Genomic DNA, 18,631 nt, shown 5'->3' with positions numbered 1-18,631 from the left:
ATGTCAGACCCCATCACCTACGGGATCATCGGCTGCGGCATGATGGGCCAAGAGCATCTGCGAAATATCGCCCTGCTCGACAACACACGCGTCGGCGCGATCTACGAGCCCAATCCCGCCATGCGTGAGATTTCAGCGCAGTTTGCGCCGGATGCCACCTTTACCGACAGTATCGAAGACCTGATGAAGATCGGGGATCTGGATTGTCTCCTGATTGCCAGCCCCAATTTCCGGCATCTCGAACAGCTGGAGCTGCTGGCCCGAACCCGGCCACTGCCAGTGTTGGTGGAAAAACCGCTATTCACCAGCCTCGACGACCGTGCCCGTCTGGCCGCGTTTGAGACCACATATCCGGCGCCCGTCTGGGTTGCGATGGAATATCGCTACATGCCGCCAATCGCGACGTTTTTGCGTGACGCTGTTGACGCGACTGGCGGCATCAAGATGCTCACCGTGCGCGAACACCGCTTTCCGTTTCTGGAGAAGGTCGATGACTGGAACCGATTTGACGCCAAATCCGGCGGCACCTTCGTAGAGAAATGCTGCCATTTCTTCGATCTCATGCGGTTGACGCTTGGATCGGAACCCGTGCGCGTGATGGCCAGCGGCGGTCAGGATGCCAACCATCTGGATGAACGCTATAGCGATGGCGTGCCGGACATCCTGGACAATGGATATGTGATTGTCGACTTCAGCTGCGGCGCCCGTGCCATGCTGGAACTCTGCATGTTTGCCGAAGGCGCAGAATATCAGGAAGAGGTGACGGCAATTGGCCCAAGAGGAAAGATCGAGGCGTTTGTACCCGGTCCCGGGCGATTTTGGCCCGAACATCTGGGGGCTGCCCCTGTGCCCAAGGTTGTGACATCCCTGCGAGAGCCACGTGGCCCTGTTGAGATCGAGGTACCGGTCGACCCTGACCTTCTGGAGGCTGGCGATCACAACGGCTCGACCTTCTATCAACACCGCAAGTTTCTTGAACTGGTGCGTGGCACGCGCCCAACCCCGGAGGTCACCCTTAAAGACGGTCGTATGGCTGTGCTGATGGGGCTGGCTGCTCAGATCTCGATCAAGGAACACAGGGTCGTGGAGATGTCGGAACTGCTCTGATCTCTGTGTCACGCCCTGATCGGGGCGGGTCTCAGATGCCGATCACGATATCCGCCTGCAGCCCGCCCAGATCTTCGCTCTTGCCAAGGCGCAGCATCCCGCCGTGGGCCCGCGCAATGTCAGTGACAATCGCAAGGCCAAGGCCAACACCGCTGCCCAGATCCTGATTGCGGGCCGGATCGAGCCGGGTGAAGGGGCGCATTGCCTCTGCTCGGTCCGCCTCCGGGATACCAGGCCCATCGTCTTCCACACGGATCCGCAAGAAACGCTCTGTCAAAGCCACCGACACCCGCGCCCGCGAGCCGTAGCGCACGGCGTTTGAGATCAGGTTTTCGATTGCGCGGCGCAGCGCCGCCTTGCGCAGCATGACCTCACCCTCTCCGCTCATCTCTCCCAGCATCACGTCCTTGCCCTGCCGACGCCAGCCATCCACCGCCACTGTGACCAACACATGCGGATCCACCGCTTCCGGCTCGCTGGTGGACACCCCGCGGGAGAAATCCAAAAACGCATCAAGAAGCGCCTGCATCTCGTCGACGTCCTGGCGCAACGGTTCAGCCTCTTCATCTTCCAGCATGGAAAGGCCCAGCTTCATTCTGGTCAGCGGGGTGCGCAGGTCATGGCTGACACCAGAAAGCATGAGCGTGCGCTGCTCGATCTGGCGTTCGATACGGGCGCGCATGTCCAGAAACGCATGACCCGCAGCGCGGACCTCATTTGCCCCACGGGGGGCATAGGCCACCGTGCGGCCTCGACCAAAGGCCTGAGCGGCATCGGCCAGCTGTTTGATCGGACGCAGCTGATTGCGCATGTAGACGAAGGCGATGACCGTCATCAGAAAGCCAAAAACAATCACCGTCACAATCAGCTGATGCGGTGCGGCAGCTGTGACACGGCGCCGATCCTGCACCAATGCGAGCGGTCCCAGGTCGGTTTGCATCACCAACTGAAACTGGCGCGTGTCAGGGAATTGCGCCGAAACAAAGGACGGCAGGTTATTTTCCAGCGTGTCACGCACCACCCGTCCGGAAAACTCCAGCACCCCCATCCGGTCCTGCGGCAACGGCTGAGTGTTATCCAAGAACCGCGCCTCGACCTGCAGTGGCTCCAGCAGCGGCATCAGCCGTTCCATGGCCATCTCTTGTGTCGTTGCCGGGGCGATGGTCTGCTCAATCAATCGCAGTTCACGCAGAATGGTGAGCGTCATCTGAACCGTCAGATCCTCCAGATCACGCTTGATGAACACGACAGAGACAACCAGCTGCAGGGTCACGATCGGAACCAGCAGGATCAAAGCCGCCCGTGCATAAAGACTGCGCGGCATATACTGTTTGAGCCATTGAAAGAACATGGGCTACACCTACCCTGCGCCCCGCTCGCTGAAAAGCAAAACGCACAACGCGGCCGGCAAGCAGAGACAAAAAGGACAGGCAGATGCAGGCACCCGATGATTTCAATCCGCAAACTGGCGTGCCTGAGGTGCTGGAACCCGGCCTCCGCCGCATCCTGGCGCCGAACCCTTCTCCGATGACGTATCGGGGAACAAACACCTATCTGATCGGCACCCAGGACCTGGCGGTGATAGACCCCGGCCCCAAGGATGCGCGCCATTTGCAAGCCATCCTGGATGCCGTCGCCCCCGACCAGAGCATCAGCCACATCCTGGTCAGCCACAGCCATCTTGACCACTCCCCCCTCGCGCGCGACCTTTCTGATGCAACCGGCGCGCCGATCTACGCGTTTGGCGGACCCGTGGCTGGCCGCAGCGCCGTCATGGCGCAATTGGCAGAGGCCGGGCTTGCAGGTGGTGGGGAAGGCATTGATCAGGGCTTCGCCCCCGATATCTGCCTTGCAGATGGGGATATCCTGCGCGGCAGCGACTGGGAGCTGGAGGCAATTCACACCCCCGGCCACCTGGGCAACCATCTCGCCTTTGGATGGGGAGATATCTGTTTCACCGCAGATCACGTCATGGGCTGGGCCAGCTCTCTTGTGTCGCCGCCAGATGGCGACCTGACCGATTTCATGGCCTCTTGTCGTCGCCTCGCTGCACGGTCCTGGCGCGTGTTCTATCCAGGCCACGGGGCCGCGATTGATGACCCGGCAGGACGGCTTGACTGGCTCATCGCTCACCGGCTGATGCGCGAGACGGCCATTCTGGATATCCTGGGCAAGAAAGCCGCCACTGCCGCGACATTGGCACGGACAATCTACACAGAAACCCCAGCCGCTTTGCTGCCCGCTGCAGAGCGCAATGTTTTTGCCCACCTCGTTGATCTTACATCGCAATCCCGCATTCAGCCTGTCGGCCAGCTCTCTGTTGACGCGCAGTTTCAACTCAATCCTGACGCCTGCGAAAGCCCGTGAACTTTTTTCCAAAAAATCGCAAAACGGCTCTGGACGCCACCGTTCGGCACCGTTATACGACCCCACATGTTCCGGCGTAGCTCAGCGGTAGAGCAGTTGACTGTTAATCAATTGGTCGTAGGTTCGATCCCTACCGCCGGAGCCATAAAAAGCCCTCTGACCAGATTGGTCTGAGGGCTTTTTTGTATTCTACGGAAACGCGCGCTACTGGCAGTGGCGTGCTTCGATCGAGACCCGGCGATTTTCGCGGGCGGTGGATGGCCAGCCCTCAAGCGGTGTTTCTTCTCCCACGCCATGGACCTCTTCCACACGGTCGCCCCTATCAAGCCTGAGACGCAGGGCTGCGGCAACCACCTCTGCACGCTGTTCAGACAGTCGACGGTTCGCATCGCGCCCCCCGCTGGCATCCGAATGGCCGGTCAACCGCAGACAGGCGTCCTTCATCGGTGCGGTGTTCAGCACACCGGCCAGCAGAACAACCTGCCGCTCCATCTGAGGGCTTAGCCGGCTGCCACCTGACAGAAAAAAGATATGGCTTTCTCTGTCCTGTGCGGTCAGCTCCCTGTCCGGCTGCGGCTTGGGCTGCGGTGCATTACAAACCTCTGATCGGACACCATATTCCCGAAAGACAGCCTCACAAAGTTCGGCATCCTGCATCTCTTGTGCGTGGCTCTCACGGACCAGGGCCCAGATGCCCATCGCAAAAACTGCAAAAAAAACAAAACATCTCAACATAGACGCAACCTCCGGATGCAAGCTTATTAACGACGTGATAAAAATTCGATAACGCGCGCCTCTGTTTATCTGTAAAAATATTCATAATTCATTTTCACCATTTATTTCCATTTACGATTCTACACTCTTAGCGTGTAATAAGAGGTCACGTGATGAGTGAAACTGTCAGGGCAAGGCTGGAGTGGATAGATGCGTTGCGTCTCGTCGCCGGGCTTTCGATGGTGGGGCTTCATGCAACGGCCGATGCGACCGGCCAGCCGTTTGTCACCGCCCTCCCCGAGGAGCGGATCATTCCGATGATGCTTCGTGCGGTTCTGTATATCGCCCGGACAGAACTGTTCCTGATCATCTCTATCTTTCTGCTGCTGATGGCCCAACATCGCAGCGGGCGGGGCTATGCGGCGACAATTGCACTGCAAGCGCGGCGGCTCTTGCTCCCCTTCCTGTTCTGGACGGTGTTTTATGCAGTCTTCAATCTGATCAAGGCTGGGCACTTTGGCTATCTAGATGCTGTTCTGGAAGAGCTTGGCACCCCGGTGAAATGGGTTGGCTTCCTCCTTTTGGGGGATGTGAAATATCACATGCACTTTATCCCGACGCTGTTTGCGCTGGTGCTGATGTTCCCCCTTTATCGCGCCGCCTATCGCTGGCCTGTGCTGGGCGCGCTGATCCTGATCTGCCTGATGTTCAAACGACAGGCAGATCTCTTTGTCTATGCGCAGTTCTGGGGGGATGACGCGCTGCCCTACCTTGTGCGGGCCATCAAGATTGCGAGCTACACGGGCTATGGCATGGTAGCGGCCGCTTGCCTGGCGCTTTGGCAGCGAGATGCGCCGCGCCAGATTGCACCTTGGTATTTTGCGCTGGGGGCCGTTGCGATTGTTCTTCTGCAGGCAAAGTGGGATGCCACCTGGCAGACGATCCAAACGGGACGCTGGCCCTATGACCACACTGCGGGCTACTGGGCCGATTTTCTGATGCCTGTGCTGCTTTTTGCATTGTGCATTTGTCTTGCCCGGCAAGGATGGGCGCCCCGAATTGGCAGATATGCGCGCTATTCCTTTGGGATCTACCTGTGCCATCCGATCTTTCTCGACCTTGCGGAGATCCTTTTGGCAGGCAGCACATGGACCCCTGCCATTATCGTCCTGACCAAAGTGGCGATCGCCCTGCCCTGTGCCTGTCTTCTTACCCTCGGGCTGGCCCGCAGCCGCCATCTTGGCTGGAGTGTCGGGCTTGGCTCCCTGCCGTGGCAACCCACTGCACTTCCTCAATTTTCCTCCCGACCCTCATGAGGTATGCGGCATGAATTACGGTTTCACCTGCCCTGATAACATTCCAGTTCTGCATCTGAACTGCCGCCGCCTGAACGCGCAGGCGGCGCAGGCGCTGCACAAGGCTGTCCGCGAAACCCGCGACGCTGGCCGTGCTGCGATGCTGATCGACATGAGCGGGGTCAGCAGGCTCACCCATTGCGGGCTCGCTGCGCTGGTGGAATGTTACGGGCAGAACGGCGGCGCTATCACCTTGGGATTTTTTGGTATCACCCCCAAGGTTCTGGGACGAATAAACAAATTCGGTCTGGGCCAGCAGCTACCGATCTATGCAACCAAGACCGACGCGCTGGAGGCTAACGTGTTTCGCCGCCATCTCCTCGCCGGGAGCCGTGCAGTGATCCTTGCGGCCGATGCGCCACGTGATCTCGCCCCGCTCAGCTGGGACCATGCAACCACCATGCTGGATTTGCTTGGGCAGCCAGTCCTGTCGCATCTGACTGCCGGACTGCGCCGGTTTGGTCTCCGGGATGTCTGCATCGCAGCAGGACACAATGCGCAGGACATCAGTCACCACCTGGACGCATATCCCGACAGCCGCGTGATCCTCAGCAAACAGGGCAAGGATGGCACCGACGGCTGGGAGGCGGCACCGCTTGGAACAGCCAGCACCTTGGCCTACCTGCAGCGGGAAATCAGCTATTGTCAGAATGATCTGATTGTTCTGCACGGCGATACGGTCGGTGACATCGATCTCCCCGCGATGATGGAACACCATCGCCGATCCGGTGCGCTTGCCACTGTGGCCGCATTCCTGACAGAGCAAAGCGATCATGCCCACCACGGCTGGGTGCGGTCATCACCAACCGGTCTGGTGCTGGGACTTGGCAGTCCTGACACCGTCATCGCCACCTCAAAGGCGCTTGCCTTGGGGGGAATATACATCCTTTCGCCCAGCGCCATCCGCATGGTTGCCGATAGACCGGCCCAGGATTTGGAGCGGGATCTGCTGCCTTCCCTGCTGGCCCATCGGGCATCGATCCAGATCTTTGAAAGCGAACGGCGCCACCGGATCCGCACGGGGCGGGACTATGCCGCAGTGCTACAGGCGGTGCTGCGCGGCGAAATCGCAGGGCTGACCCCAGATGCGCAGGAGGTAGAACCAGGCAAATGGATCGCCAAGGGCGCAGAAGTTTCGCGCACAGCCAAACTGCGTGCGCCCTGTTTTGTCGGCAGGAACAGCATCATAGGCGCGCATGCAACCCTCAGCGGCGGCACGATCATTGGCGCAGACAGCTATGTGGGCGCAGGCGCGCAGATCGATGGCAGTATCATCATGCCCAAAAGCCACGTGGTCGAAGGAAGTGAGCTGACAGGCCAACTGGCCAGCCCGTTCTGGGCCGTCGAAACAGCCATTGCCGACGGGCGCAGCGAAGGATGCGAACCCCTTGATGCCGTCAGGCCCCTGAGCAGCCCACAACCCGCAACAACCGTCTGGCGCCATCTGATCAGGGGCGTGTCATGAAAGATGACAGCCAAACCCCAGCACCACGGCCCCCGCGCGCCCGTGCGTCGCTGTGGAGCCTCGGCTTGGTCCTGATTACGGGGCTATTGCTCCCCTTGCAGGGCCCGCTTGGCGCACAGGAACGGCGCACTTCGATCGATCGGTTCTGGATTTTGTGGGAACGAACGGATGTCAGCGGCGAAAACTGCCCGAACGGCCCGCGCTGCATCCGAACCAGCAATTACACCAGCCGTCTCTTTTCGCCAGAGAACCGGCAGCAGATCTACCGCCTCTTCGGGATGCTTGATGGCAACGCACTGGTAAAAGGCCAACTGGCGGAGCATCCCGATGCGCCGCGCATCTGTCAGCATAACGCAGCCGAGGTCGCGCTTGGCTTCAATCCTGAGCGGCTGGCAAGGGGGGAAAAGTTGGACGTTCTGCACGGGCTGCGCGCCTTTGGCATGGATTTGCGCAATCTGAAGCCGCCGCCTGGGTCGTCTGATACCTTCGGAACCACGCTGCAGGCGGAAATGACTGCGCTTTTTCAGCAGGCCGGGATCCGCATTGTTCACCCGCGTGAGGCTCGCGATCTCCCGGGAGAGCCGGTGCTCAAGGTGTTCTTTTCCCATACCGGAGGAAATGACCGCTGTGACTACAGCTTCTCTGTCTTCGCCAGTCTGACACAGACCGTACTGCTGTCGCGTGACATCCGGGTCAAGGTGGATGCTGGCGTGTGGTCCTATTCGACGAACTCAACCTCCTTTGCCGCAGGGGACGAAGCCGCCGCCATACGTTCCGTCGCCGCCGCGCTCATCACAGACATCAACCGGGTCAATTAGACCACCTGCAGGGATCACCTCGCCATGCCCGAACCCTATTTCCAGAAATTCGCCCAGCGCCGTCCGCCGCGTTTTCCGGCCATGTCGCAGCGGCGCACGTTGGCCTGGCATTTCATGGCCGGCCTGACGATTGGCGTGGGGGGCTGGTATCTGCAATGGCGCTGGTTGCAATCACTGAACCCGGACGCGCTGTTTTTTTCCGTTGCCGTTGTCAGCGCTGAGACCCTTTTGTTTCTCGGCACGCTTCTGTTCTACTTCGATATCTGGGCAGAACAGGACACCCCGCAAAAACCGCCGCCGCTCACACGGGACGACGCGCATCTGGACGGGTCGGGCCCTATCGGCGTTGACCTCTATATCACCACCTACGACGAAGATCCTGAGGTTCTGATCCCGACCATTGCAGCCGCCCAGCAGGTGATGTGCCCCCCCAATGTCTCTCCCCAGATTTATCTGCTGGATGATGGCAACCGCCCCCATATCGCAGCGCTCGCTCACCGGAGCGGAATTGGCTATCTCGCGCGCAGCTCCAACGAAGGTTTCAAGGCCGGCAACCTGCGCAACGCGCTGATGCAGACGGCCGGTGATTTCATCGTGATCTGCGATGCTGATACCCGGCTGGAGCCGACGTTCCTGCAAAACACACTTGGATATTTCCGCAATCCAAAGGTGGCATGGGTTCAGACCCCTCATTGGTTCTATGACATCCCCGAAGGTCAGGCTTGGGAAAGCTGGTTAAAGACCCGTCTGGGCCAGATGGCGCAGCCCATTTTGCCCGCATTGGCGACATCCCTGCAGTGGCTGACCGGTCGCGACCGTGTCGGAGCGGACCCGTTTCTGTCCGAACCAACGGTGTTCTTTGACATCATCCAACGCAGGCGCAACCGCAATGGCGCTTCTTTTTGCTGCGGTGCCGGGTCCGTCCACCGGCGCGAGGCCATCTTTGCATCCGCGCTGAAACGCAAGAGCGCGGCGGTCGACAAGGCTCATGGTCACCCCCCCGGCCCTGCCAGCCCCATCTGGATCAACAGCATCCCGCTGCAACCCTTCCGGTTTCATGTGAGCGAGGACATCTATACCTCTATCCTATTGCAGGAGGACCGGGAGGAGGGCTGGACATCGGTTTACCACCCAAAGGTCGAGGCTCGCATGTTGTCCCCCTGGACGATGGAGGCCTGGGCAACCCAACGGTTGAAATACGCAGGTGGCACCTTTGACATCATGCTGCGCGACAACCCCCTGTTTCGCCGCGGCCTGCCCTGGCGGCACAAGCTCCATTACGGTGCGACGTTCTGGTCCTACCTCACGACCTTGTGGTTGCCGGTTCTGTTGCTTGCACCGGTCATATCGCTCGTGACGGGCATCGCCCCGGTCGAGGCCTATTCAGCGGAGTTTTTTCTTCATTTCCTGCCGGTGATCTTTCTGAGCGAAATCGCGATGGTGCTGGCATGCAAGGGGTATGCAATCCAGCCCGGCCGCGCCCTTGCGCTGTCCACGCTTCCGATCCAGCTGCGCGCATTGTGGTTGGTTCTGCAGGGCAAACGCCCCCGTTTTCCCCCCACCCCGAAGACGCCTGTTTTCGGTCAGGGTCGCCATCACATCCTGCCCAATCTTTGCCTGATGTTCATGATGGCCGGTGCCGGGATCTACGGCACTGTGCAAACTCTGCGCGGCGCCGAGAGCCACGACATGGCGCTGCTCATCACCAATCTCTTCTGGCTCGTCTGGAACATGGCTGCGGTCGGACGCATCGCCCTGGCAGCCAGCTGGTCACCTGACACCGCCCCTTCCCCCGCCCCAACTGAGGAGACAGCCAATGTCCACGACTTCTCGCTCTACCGGTAACCGAAGCAGCCTCGTCTTCCTCGCAGGGCTCGCCCTTGCTGCCGGGATCGCCGTTTCTGGCGACGGATTGCAGCACTATCTGCTGTCACGTGGCGGTGTCGCCATCGATCTCGACAGTGCCTATCAGCGCCAGCAGGAGCGAAGCCTGACACCACAGGACATTCACGCAGCCAAAGTGGCCTGGCGCTATTTTGAAACGAACTACAGATCAGAAAGCGGCTTTGTCGATGCCGTTGCTGGTTTCCCGTCCGGCACCCTTTGGGATCAGGGCTCGTATCTCTTTGCGCTTCTTGCGGCTGAGGGGCTGGGCATCATTGATCCTGCGCATTTTGGGGTGCGTGTCGACCATCTGCTGACGGCCCTCGAACGTATGCCGCTGTTTGACAACCGCCTGCCCAACAAGGTGTATGATTCACGCAGCCTTGCGATGGTGAACTACAAAAACGATCCCGTGCCGGACGGGGTTGGCTGGTCTGCGCTCGACAATGCCCGGATGTTGACGGCGCTGCGTGTTCTCGAACACCGCCGCCCCGATCACGGCCCCCGCATCCGCGCGTTGCTGCGGGACTGGGATCTGGCGGCCATGGCAGATGAAGGTCGCCTGCAAGGCGCCCAGCGTGATGGATCCGATGTGCTTTACCGGCAGGAGGGGCGGATCGGATATGAACAATATGGGGCGCGCGCTGCAGCCATGTGGGGGCTGGACACGCTGGCCGCGGGGAGCGCGCGCAATATCATGGAGTGGTATGAGGTTTCAGGCATAGACGTGCCCGTCGACCTGCGCCGCGCCAGCGCCTTTCGCGCCATCACCCCAACGCTGAGTGAGCCATTTTTCCTACAAGGGCTTGAGCTTGGCTTTGACCGCGAGGGGGCCACATTGGCAAAGCGGGTTTATGCCGCGCAGGAACGTCGGCACCAGGACACAGGCCAGATCACCATGGTGTCAGAAGACAATGTGAACCAAGATCCGTTTTTTCTCTATTCCTCTGTCTACAGCAACGGCAGCCCCTGGGCCGTGGTCTCCGAAGACGGAGATCTCTACCCCGAGCTGCGCACAGTGAGCCTTAAGGCCGCGTTTGCCTGGGATGCTCTGTTTGCGACGGACTACACCGCCCTTGCCCGCAGCAGCCTTGCAGATCTTGAAACAGATGGCGGCTGGGCCTCTGGCCGCTACGAGGTCGATGGCCGGATCAATGATGTCGTGACAGCAAATACAAATGCCGTGGTGCTGGAGGCGATCCATTTCATCGCCCACGGACCGCTCTGGTCGCTGCGCTGAAACGGCTGAAAACTGACCCGTTGGGCGCAGATCACCCTGACAAGCCAGAGCCCCCCCGGCACCGGGCGGCCGACCCAACCCATCGGGCGGCGCCATCCCGGCTCACTTGGCTTTCGCATCCGCCAAAACTCAGACTGATTGGTTTTGCCCTGCGCAGGCCAAGGGTGCCGTTTGCAGCCAGCGATGCTCAGAACCCCACATCTTCCTTGATGAAATCATAGAGGTTTTTGTAAATCCCCTCACATTCCTGCCCACCTTGCGCCTGCCCGTCTTGACAGCGTGGCGACTGAGCAGGCGCAATTTCTGGCGTGCGTGGCGCAGTTGGAGAGGTCACAGGTGCTGGTGTTGCCGTCTGTGGCTTCGGCACGAGGGCTCTGCGCGTTCCGGATGGCGTCTTCGCCGGGGCAACCGCGGGCTTTGCACCAGCGGGGGCAGTCTCCTGCCGGGTTGCCGTCTTTTCGCCAAGACGGTCGATCAGATCAAAATCCACCTCACCACTTGGCACCAGATTCTGATCTGCCTGAAACCGGCTGATGGCCCGGCGGGTCGCCGCATCCAGCGTGCCGCTTGCGGGGGCATTCAGATATCCAAGCGCCGCCAATTGCGTCTGTACCTCCGCAATATCCTCGCGGCCAAGAACATGGCGCCTCTCCCGCCGCTCCGCAGCGCGGGCATCCACTGATGGCGCCTCCAGACACTGCCAATAGGGCACACCTGCATGCTTGCCCAGCAGTTCGATCAAACCCAGCTCAATCAGGTTACGCACCGCCTGCCCCTGGCTTTCTATCCGTTCCACCGAAATCGGCACGCCGCCGGTCACGCTGTCGATGATGCCCGTCACGGTACCGTTCAGCCCCCGGCGCACCACCACCATCGAATTTGCCACCGATGCCCCCGGCACAACCCTCCGGCTTGGGTACTCGACCAGATGCAGATCAACCGAGACCACCGACAGTTTTCGAAACCCCTTGTAAAGCGATTTGGTCAGACCTGATGACCCCTCTGTCGAATGAACCGCGCCAACCTCGGCATCGACCGTGTCGGAATCCAGCTGCGAGATTGAGCCACGGATATAGAGCTGCGGCTTGACCTCCCCCTTCTTGCGGGTGGTCGTCAGCTCCAGCTGGCCAAAGCCGGATATACGGGCCTGATCCAGAAACACATACCTCTGACTGCGCCGGTTCATCTGGTTCATCGCATTGATCAGCATGTCGTCGGCCCCGACAGAAACCCGGCGGGTTTCATCCGGGATATCGGAGGAGGACACCAGATAGCTCTGCCGCGGCAATTGCGCAAACAACCCATCCATGCACCGCAGGGGTTCAGAAAAAGAGGTCAAGTTGCGCGCGGCCCTGGCATTTGGCTGGGCAATCGCCGGGGTCAGCGCAGGATACCGTGCGCCACAGCCCGCAAGCGTAAGCGCAAGTACAAGACTTCCAACGACCAAAGAACATCCCCGCATGGGCACCCTAACAACACCTATACCTGCACATCGATAAGCAGATACAACCAATGATAAGATTACATTGGGTTAATTTGGCTTATTAACTGAATTGATTTTTATGTTTTTCACCTCTTGGTTGCAGCGCCTCGTTAACAAATATGAACTACACTTCCTTGGTGGTAGGTAATGTTTGGAGGACCAGTTATGCGCCTCATACGCCGGAACGCCTCATGTTGGACTGGGGCATGGGCCGCAGCTGTGGCTATCGTCTTCACCTTCGCACAGGCCCCTGTCCGCGCGGCACCGGTTGTGTCGCCTGGCGGCTTGGCTGAGCTGCCGATTTCAGCCGATCGCTGCGCCATTTCGCTGGCCTTGACCGGGCGACATATACCGGGTTGCGGGGGCCACCCAGAAACGGATCTGGGTGCAGCCCGCCGATTGCCGCCCTCGGGATTTGATGTGGCAGCAGCACCGTTGGACAGTGCCCCAGCCGAGCAAGGTTATTTCATCCGCTTTCCGTTCAATTCCAACGCTTTAACCCCGGAATACGAGGCCCATCTGGCCCGGCTCGCTGCCGTCTTGTCATCGGCGCAGCTGCAAAACAGCTGTGTGAAACTGGTCGGGCACACGGACAGCATCGGATCTGATCAATTCAACATGCGGCTGTCGAAAACTCGGGCGCAACGGGTGGCCGCCTATCTTGCCCTTGAAGGCGGCGTCGCGATGGAGCGTATTCAGACGGCCTCGCTTGGCGAAAAGCACCTCATCAAGGGGTTGCCCGGCCCACACCCGCTCAATCGGCGGGTCGAAATCCTGGCGCGCCACAACACTGGCAAAGGGTGCAAATGACGCAACCGGGCCAGCTGTCGTTTGGGCCATTGTTTGTCGCCTGCCTTCTCTGGCTGGTGACAAGCCTGCCCATCAGCGCAGGCACAGGCGTCACCACGTCCGACACGCGCAAAGACAGCCATGTGGCCCTTGTCATCGGCATAAGCGCCTATGATCAACTGCCCGATCTGGCCAATGCCGCAGCTGATGCAAGGGCCGTGGCCGCGCGGCTTTCGGCGCTGGGTTATCGTGTGATCGCGCTTCAGGATGCAACCGGGCAGGACATTTTGCGCGGATTGGCGGGGCTCAGACTGGCGGCGCGCGATGCCTCGCAGGTGGTGATTTATCTCGCAGGGCACGGGCTCCAGTCTGGCGGCGCAGCCTATTTCCTTGCCGCTGATGCCCCCGCGCGCACGGCTGACATGGCTCCGGGCAAGGCACTGCCATTGGGCATCTTTGCCACTGCAGTCTCTGACCAGCCGCGCCAAAAAATCATCTTCTTTGACGCCTGCAGAGATCTGCCCCTGACGGGCCTCCCGCCCCACCCGCAAAAGCCGTCATATGGCTCCATGCCTGCGGGGCTTCTCATTGCCTTTGCGGCAGGCCCGGGTGCGCCCTCCTATGACGGAGCAGGGCTGCACAGCCCCTTTACGGCCGCGGTTTTGCATGAACTGGAGCAGCCAGATCATCCACTGGAGGAAATCCTGCGCCGGGTGCGTCTGCGTGTGGTGCAGTCAACGCAGGGCCAGCAGATCCCCTGGATCCGTTCTTCCCTGCTTCGCCCTGCCTGGCTGAAGGGGCAGTTTGAGCGGCATGGACATGTATCTGCGCATCACTAAAGGGGCGGTAGCGTATTTCTGACACCAAAGCCGTGCGCGCCACTCCAGGATCGGCCAGACCGGCCCAGCCCTCCAGTACCGGATCGGCGGCCCAAATATTGGCAAACAGATACCCCGGAACTTTTGGCAGCGGACCATCCTGTGCGGTTGTTTCAAAAATCAGTTTGCCCTCGACAAACCAACGCAGCCGGTCAGGCCACCATTCAAACGCGTAGCGGCGCGGACGATCTGCAGCATCAAAGCCAAGATCGATGAACCGATTGCGCATGGCACCATCCACGAACCAGGCCAGATGCAGTTTTGTCGTGTCTTTTCCCAGAAATTCAATATCGATCTCATCGTGGCGCCTGCCGTAATAGGGGCCGCTGTATGTAAAAAACCCAGTCACCACGCCAGCGCCCCTTGCCGGTTGGAGGGTGATTTCATAGCGCCCATAATGGCTTGGCTCAGGCCGCCGCATGGAAGCCCCGTCAAAACGGTTCGCGCCTCCCGCCTTGGGGGATAAAGTCAGCTGCAGGCCAAATGCGCTCGCGCTGATCTGATCGCGGCGCCAGTCGGTATCAAATTTTGGGTGGGAAAAATCGTAATGCGCAACAGACCAGCCCAATTTGCTCGGGTGAAAGCCGGAGCCAAACACCTGAGAAAACCCATGCTGCGTACCCCCGGTATCAGGCAGTTTTCCCGTCACGATGCGCCCTTTTTCTGGATCGACAAGCGGTGATGTCTGCGCCCAGGCCTGCTGCACGGCGCTCACAATCAGGACGGCGGCGACCAGAAAAAGAGCGGCACAGCCCCGCCCGACCGCACCCAGCCAGCGCTGCAGCGAGCCGCGTTGTGCCGGGCTCAGACACGGCCCCATTACCCCACCGTTTGCCACGGCTCACCCCAATTAAGGTTAATCCCCATTAACCTTAATTGTCAGACTTCCTGCAAAAGATCAGCCCCCTTGCCTGGCCGCGTTTGTGTCAGGCTCGACATTTGACAAGGCGCATTTTGCCCCTTCAGCCCGATTTTGCCCCGCGGGCAACAACCCGGATATATGACACAGGTCACGGTACAGACAGCGGGCTCCGCCCTTCTGGGGTGGCGCGCAATCTCAGGGACGCAGTTGCCTGCGTCCTGCGAAGGGGCCGCGTGAAAGGGCTTCGACCCGCAAATGACGATAGTTTTCATTTCAGACACGGGCCATTCACAGGTCAAGAACGGCCCAGTTGGCCACCAGCCGACCAGACCGATTTGCCAATCAAAAGACCAGAGCGAGAAAAGGCACGCCAGGCTGCGCGCCTTTTCCTGTCAGAGCCTGTCCTGTTCTCAGATTATTGCGGCGAAACAAGGTCCGGCAAGACGGCCGATTTGAAATAGTCTGACAGCAACTGATATTCCTGTTCCGTTGCAGCGGGCATGGGGGCCGTGTCTGGCTCTGCCGCCGGGGTCACCCCCAGTTCTGCTTCCAACTCTCGCAGGATCTCGGACACGACATCCCCCTGGTAAAGCCCCGCACCGACACCTGCCGCCCCTTGCGCAGGCGGCGCGGGGGGCAACACTGTTGGAGCGGCCGCAGGGCTTTCTTCTCGCTCGCGCAAAACGGCCAGGGCGGTTTCGGGGGCCAAGCCTATCTCTTCGATGAGATAGGCAAGTTGCCGCGCAAAATCAGCACCTTGCGGGCTTGTATCAGATCCGCTCGCAGGCAAACGTGCAAGCTGCAGCTGCCCAGGCTGGCCTGCCTGGCCCGGCTGCGCCCAGCTCTGCATCTCTGCGTCAGTGGGGGCTGTTCCGGTTTCCGAAAAGACCCCAACCGCTGGCGGACGATAGGCGGCTGCGCCCCCCGCCTGTTGCAGCGCCTCGATTTCAGCCCGGATTTCTTCTGCGACAGTCTGAAGGTTCTGTAACCGTGCAGCCAGTGCCGGGTCTGATGGCGGCGCCGCAGATGAGGGCCAATCGTCGGTGTTTCCGGTCATCCCTGCAATCTGCTGCTCGCGTTGCAGCAACAGTTCGCGCATCAACTTCAGCTCCCCCCGGACTTCGGCAACTTCCTCGTTCACGCGGCTATCAGCCGTGGGATAGGAGGCGGTCGATTGGGGGGAATTTGGCGAATACACCGGCGGATTCTGCGCAGCAAAACCGCCCCCGGCAATCACCTGTGGCTGCGGCATCGGAGATTGCCAGCTGGCCGGGCGGGTCATGTCCCCCTGCCCCTGGCTGTTTTTGGAGTTCGGCACGGGCCAGCCGCGTGGCATAACGGTATAGTCCTGCCGCGCCAGCACCCACCGCAGATAGGTCGACACGGCGCTGAACCCGCGCAGCGAAACATTGGCAATGGTTTGATCGCCGCGCCGCACCATCAGCTCTCCACCCGTGGACAGCAACGCTTCCAGCTGGTGATCAAGAGGCTGCAGAATGCGGGGCGGCACCTGAATTTCTGATACGCCTTCAGAGACATAGAAGGCGTCCCCCTCGGCGACATCTTCGAACTTCAGTTGCAGTTGCCCCCGGTTGGTCAGCATCATCGTCATGCTGTCCTTTCGCCCCTCACAGGCATAAGTGCGGGGTCGGCAGATGACCTCGAACACATCGGTGTCTAGCCGCGGAGACGGTGAAAACCGCGCATAGCCGTCCGGGTCAAAGCGAAAGTAGACCCCTTCCACCAAGCCTTCTTGAAAGGTTGGCCAGCCAAAAGAGCCGCGCAGCGCCTGCTGTGCCTCACGTGCCCCGATCGCAAAGGGCAGCGAAGTGTCCAGGATTGCATTTTCGGAGGCAAAGACCTCGGGCCCCCGTGGCGGAGCCTGAACCTGTGCAGACGCGGGCTGGCTCAGCAATTGGGTCGCCAGAATGGTGGCAAAGATTGCAATCGGTCGCATCAGAAATCTTCCCTCAGTTGAACAGAATGGCGCAGGGCCGGAAGCCAGTCTTCCTCCTGCGGGGGATCGGGATAATTGCGGCGCTCGCGGATATCCTGATCGCGAAAGGCCGTGTACCAGACCTCTGTGTCACCGGCGAACGGCGTCAGGATCTTGCCCTGCACCTTGTGCAGGAGAGAGGTCAGAATGATCCCGTTGTTGTTGGCCGTAAAGATCGCAACCCGCCCTTGCCCGCGTTCATAAAGCCCTTCAAACATTCCGTTTTCCGGATCGTAAAGTTCAATGATCGCGTCATACAGAACGTCGGTGTAATCCGTATCCCACAAGGCCCAGAGACCAAGCGCCGCCTTGGAGGCAACCGCCGCATGGTCTGGCACATAGTCGCCGCGCGGGGTGACCGTGTTCCACGGATAGCCATCCGAGAAAATCGTGTCATAGGTGAAATAAGGCGGCCCCTTGACGTTGTGTTCTGAACGCGCGGTCATGAACCCAGTGTGGCGCCAACGGTTTTCCTGAACCTGATAGATCCGGTCTGCAAATTCCGCCCGCCAGCCGTCGCTATGGAGCCAGTCGGGAGAGCTGTCATCATGGGGCATGTCAAAGCCCAACTCCAGCCCATCCTGCAGATAGGATTCCGTCACAACATAGTTTTGTGAATGGAAAATCCGTGGATCCCGCCCGTCATACGGCACCTGCACCCCATAGATGGAGGCCGTCAAAAACGGCTCTGCCCGATGCGCCAAAAGCGGACGAAACCCCCACAACGCAAAACCCTTTGCAGCATATTCCTCATACCCCAGCCGCCCCTCCTGGACGTAAACTGTTTCACCCGTTTCCTTGTCGACGTAAGAGCCCATCAAAAGGCCCTCGCTGTCGATCACATTGCTGAAGTCCCATTTCAGCAGGACGGAGTCGACGGTATTTCCCAGGTAGGGATAGCGGTTTTTGATGATCCGCATCCAAACCAGAAACCGGCCGATATCCAGCGCGGAGAAGCCGATTTCCCCGGGTTTGTTGGTATAGTCCACCTTGGCTCCGGTCTTGGTGTGATACACCTTGTTCGGCAGCTCTTTCCGGAACAGCTCCAAACCCTTGACCGTAGTCAGCAACTGGGTCATCCGGCGGTCAAACTCCGGCTTTTCGATCAGGCACAGTTCATATGCTGCCACCGCGCCGGCGATGTAGGATGCGGTGTCCCACAGCGTGGTGGAGGGATAATTCCCGACCGAATTCGCCAGCCCTGTGGTTTCTTGTGTAAATTTTTCGAAATAATGCCAGGCCACCCGCGCAGCCCGTAACTCGCGTTCGCTCAAAAACCCGCGCCGTGGCGCGTAACGGCGCACGTAGGCACCGCGCGCATCATAGCCCTGGGGGCGATCCGTAAGATCATTGAGCGTGTCAAAATAGTCTTCCGGCATCTCGCACATCCGGGGCGGTTTGGTGCGTGCAGCCTCTCCCCGGATCAGACTGGTGGTGGCAACAGGGAGGTTCCCCCGCATCAGCGCAGGAATATCATCCAGATCACCACCCGCGAAAATCGGAATGATTTCATCCTCTTGCGCGAGAAAAATAGAGCGCGCAGTCACACTGACAGAATAGGCCGCACCGCCAAGAAGCAGGGTCAACCCAGAGAGCAGCAATGCACCAAAGAGCGCTGATTTTCGTTTCGGTCTGTTCTTTTCCGGCATCTAGACCACCTCAAATCAATTCAA

At 59.8% G+C, this 18,631-nt stretch carries 14 protein-coding genes, 1 tRNA gene and 1 pseudogene; 10 read left to right on the top strand and 6 right to left on the bottom strand.

Going from position 1 to position 18,631, the window contains the following annotated elements; translation table 11 throughout:
• Entirely contained in the window at positions 1 to 1,107 is a 1,107-nt protein-coding gene (locus NIT7645_RS05335) for a Gfo/Idh/MocA family protein (RefSeq protein WP_008563266.1), read from the top strand.
• A gap of 31 nt (positions 1,108 to 1,138) precedes the next feature.
• Here NIT7645_RS05335 and NIT7645_RS05330 read toward each other — a convergent pair whose 3' ends face one another.
• The gene (locus NIT7645_RS05330) at positions 1,139 to 2,458 is read right to left on the bottom strand and encodes an ATP-binding protein (RefSeq protein ID WP_008561671.1); all 1,320 of its coding nucleotides are present in this window, start codon (positions 2,456 to 2,458) and stop codon (positions 1,139 to 1,141) included.
• An 83-nt stretch (positions 2,459 to 2,541) separates the two neighbouring features.
• Between NIT7645_RS05330 and NIT7645_RS05325 the strand changes: the two genes are divergently transcribed.
• Together NIT7645_RS05325 and NIT7645_RS05320 are read left to right on the top strand one after the other, a co-directional pair.
• On the top strand, positions 2,542 to 3,474 hold the full coding sequence (locus tag NIT7645_RS05325) for an MBL fold metallo-hydrolase (RefSeq protein ID WP_050686308.1): 933 nt from the start codon (positions 2,542 to 2,544) through the stop codon (positions 3,472 to 3,474).
• A gap of 70 nt (positions 3,475 to 3,544) precedes the next feature.
• A tRNA-Asn gene (locus NIT7645_RS05320) sits at positions 3,545 to 3,619 on the top strand.
• 59 nt (positions 3,620 to 3,678) lie between these two features.
• Here the strand turns inward: NIT7645_RS05320 and NIT7645_RS05315 are convergent.
• Complete coding sequence (locus NIT7645_RS05315) at positions 3,679 to 4,173, bottom strand: OmpA family protein (protein ID WP_159420181.1); 495 nt, start codon at positions 4,171 to 4,173, stop codon at positions 3,679 to 3,681.
• A gap of 188 nt (positions 4,174 to 4,361) precedes the next feature.
• Between NIT7645_RS05315 and NIT7645_RS05310 the strand changes: the two genes are divergently transcribed.
• The 5 genes from NIT7645_RS05310 to NIT7645_RS05290 are packed head-to-tail and all read left to right on the top strand — an operon-like array spanning position 4,362 to position 10,950.
• Complete coding sequence (locus NIT7645_RS05310) at positions 4,362 to 5,504, top strand: acyltransferase (RefSeq protein ID WP_074964225.1); 1,143 nt, start codon at positions 4,362 to 4,364, stop codon at positions 5,502 to 5,504.
• Between the two features lie 10 nt (positions 5,505 to 5,514).
• Positions 5,515 to 7,008 (top strand): sugar phosphate nucleotidyltransferase, encoded by a 1,494-nt coding sequence (locus NIT7645_RS05305; protein ID WP_050686289.1) that lies wholly within the window; start codon positions 5,515 to 5,517, stop codon positions 7,006 to 7,008.
• Positions 7,005 to 7,826, top strand: a complete 822-nt coding sequence (locus NIT7645_RS05300; protein WP_050686287.1) for a hypothetical protein — start codon at positions 7,005 to 7,007, stop codon at positions 7,824 to 7,826. The genes NIT7645_RS05305 and NIT7645_RS05300 overlap by 4 nt, the downstream gene beginning before the upstream one ends.
• Before the next feature lie 24 nt (positions 7,827 to 7,850).
• The gene (locus NIT7645_RS05295; protein WP_050686284.1) at positions 7,851 to 9,671 is read left to right on the top strand and encodes a glycosyltransferase family 2 protein; all 1,821 of its coding nucleotides are present in this window, start codon (positions 7,851 to 7,853) and stop codon (positions 9,669 to 9,671) included.
• Complete coding sequence (locus NIT7645_RS05290; RefSeq protein WP_074964224.1) at positions 9,643 to 10,950, top strand: DUF3131 domain-containing protein; 1,308 nt, start codon at positions 9,643 to 9,645, stop codon at positions 10,948 to 10,950. The genes NIT7645_RS05295 and NIT7645_RS05290 overlap by 29 nt, the downstream gene beginning before the upstream one ends.
• 187 nt (positions 10,951 to 11,137) lie before the next feature.
• Here the strand turns inward: NIT7645_RS05290 and NIT7645_RS05285 are convergent, their stop codons facing one another.
• On the bottom strand, positions 11,138 to 12,259 hold the full coding sequence (locus tag NIT7645_RS05285; protein WP_050686272.1) for a peptidoglycan-binding domain-containing protein: 1,122 nt from the start codon (positions 12,257 to 12,259) through the stop codon (positions 11,138 to 11,140).
• A 393-nt stretch (positions 12,260 to 12,652) separates the two neighbouring features.
• Here NIT7645_RS05285 and NIT7645_RS05280 point away from each other — a divergent pair, with 393 nt between their 5' ends.
• Both NIT7645_RS05280 and NIT7645_RS19650 read left to right on the top strand, forming a co-directional pair.
• Complete coding sequence (locus NIT7645_RS05280) at positions 12,653 to 13,243, top strand: OmpA family protein (protein WP_008561024.1); 591 nt, start codon at positions 12,653 to 12,655, stop codon at positions 13,241 to 13,243.
• Positions 13,240 to 14,061 carry a caspase family protein gene (locus NIT7645_RS19650; protein WP_008559741.1) on the top strand — a complete coding sequence of 274 codons (822 nt, stop codon included), beginning with the start codon at positions 13,240 to 13,242 and terminating at the stop codon, positions 14,059 to 14,061. The genes NIT7645_RS05280 and NIT7645_RS19650 overlap by 4 nt, the downstream gene beginning before the upstream one ends.
• Before the next feature lie 91 nt (positions 14,062 to 14,152).
• Here NIT7645_RS19650 and NIT7645_RS19820 read toward each other — a convergent pair.
• The 3 genes and pseudogenes from NIT7645_RS19820 to NIT7645_RS05265 form a co-directional block, all read right to left on the bottom strand.
• Positions 14,153 to 14,920, bottom strand: a pseudogene (locus tag NIT7645_RS19820) (family 16 glycosylhydrolase); the annotation flags it as partial.
• A 457-nt stretch (positions 14,921 to 15,377) separates the two neighbouring features.
• On the bottom strand, positions 15,378 to 16,919 hold the full coding sequence (locus NIT7645_RS05270; RefSeq protein ID WP_008559726.1) for a hypothetical protein: 1,542 nt from the start codon (positions 16,917 to 16,919) through the stop codon (positions 15,378 to 15,380).
• Positions 16,919 to 18,607, bottom strand: a complete 1,689-nt coding sequence (locus tag NIT7645_RS05265) for a DUF3131 domain-containing protein (protein ID WP_037302453.1) — start codon at positions 18,605 to 18,607, stop codon at positions 16,919 to 16,921. Before NIT7645_RS05265 ends, NIT7645_RS05270 begins: the two co-directional genes overlap by 1 nt.
• Positions 18,608 to 18,631: the final 24 nt, after the last annotated feature.

Origin of the sequence: Phaeobacter italicus (genome assembly GCF_001258055.1) — a bacterium.
In the GTDB taxonomy this organism is placed as follows: domain Bacteria; phylum Pseudomonadota; class Alphaproteobacteria; order Rhodobacterales; family Rhodobacteraceae; genus Phaeobacter; species Phaeobacter italicus.
This window is presented reverse-complemented; position numbering and strand designations above follow the sequence as displayed.

What these genes read in the sequence shown, in the direction of transcription:
- NIT7645_RS05335 (WP_008563266.1), top strand. Translation starts at nt 1, where the DNA reads ATGTCAGACCCCATCACCTACGGGATCATCGGCTGCGGCATGATGGGC.
- NIT7645_RS05330 (WP_008561671.1), bottom strand. Translation starts at nt 2,458, where the DNA reads ATGTTCTTTCAATGGCTCAAACAGTATATGCCGCGCAGTCTTTATGCA.
- NIT7645_RS05325 (WP_050686308.1), top strand. Translation starts at nt 2,542, where the DNA reads ATGCAGGCACCCGATGATTTCAATCCGCAAACTGGCGTGCCTGAGGTG.
- NIT7645_RS05315 (WP_159420181.1), bottom strand. Translation starts at nt 4,173, where the DNA reads ATGGGCATCTGGGCCCTGGTCCGTGAGAGCCACGCACAAGAGATGCAG.
- NIT7645_RS05310 (WP_074964225.1), top strand. Translation starts at nt 4,362, where the DNA reads ATGAGTGAAACTGTCAGGGCAAGGCTGGAGTGGATAGATGCGTTGCGT.
- NIT7645_RS05305 (WP_050686289.1), top strand. Translation starts at nt 5,515, where the DNA reads ATGAATTACGGTTTCACCTGCCCTGATAACATTCCAGTTCTGCATCTG.
- NIT7645_RS05300 (WP_050686287.1), top strand. Translation starts at nt 7,005, where the DNA reads ATGAAAGATGACAGCCAAACCCCAGCACCACGGCCCCCGCGCGCCCGT.
- NIT7645_RS05295 (WP_050686284.1), top strand. Translation starts at nt 7,851, where the DNA reads ATGCCCGAACCCTATTTCCAGAAATTCGCCCAGCGCCGTCCGCCGCGT.
- NIT7645_RS05290 (WP_074964224.1), top strand. Translation starts at nt 9,643, where the DNA reads ATGTCCACGACTTCTCGCTCTACCGGTAACCGAAGCAGCCTCGTCTTC.
- NIT7645_RS05285 (WP_050686272.1), bottom strand. Translation starts at nt 12,259, where the DNA reads ATGGATGGGTTGTTTGCGCAATTGCCGCGGCAGAGCTATCTGGTGTCC.
- NIT7645_RS19650 (WP_008559741.1), top strand. Translation starts at nt 13,240, where the DNA reads ATGACGCAACCGGGCCAGCTGTCGTTTGGGCCATTGTTTGTCGCCTGC.
- NIT7645_RS05270 (WP_008559726.1), bottom strand. Translation starts at nt 16,919, where the DNA reads ATGCGACCGATTGCAATCTTTGCCACCATTCTGGCGACCCAATTGCTG.
- NIT7645_RS05265 (WP_037302453.1), bottom strand. Translation starts at nt 18,607, where the DNA reads ATGCCGGAAAAGAACAGACCGAAACGAAAATCAGCGCTCTTTGGTGCA.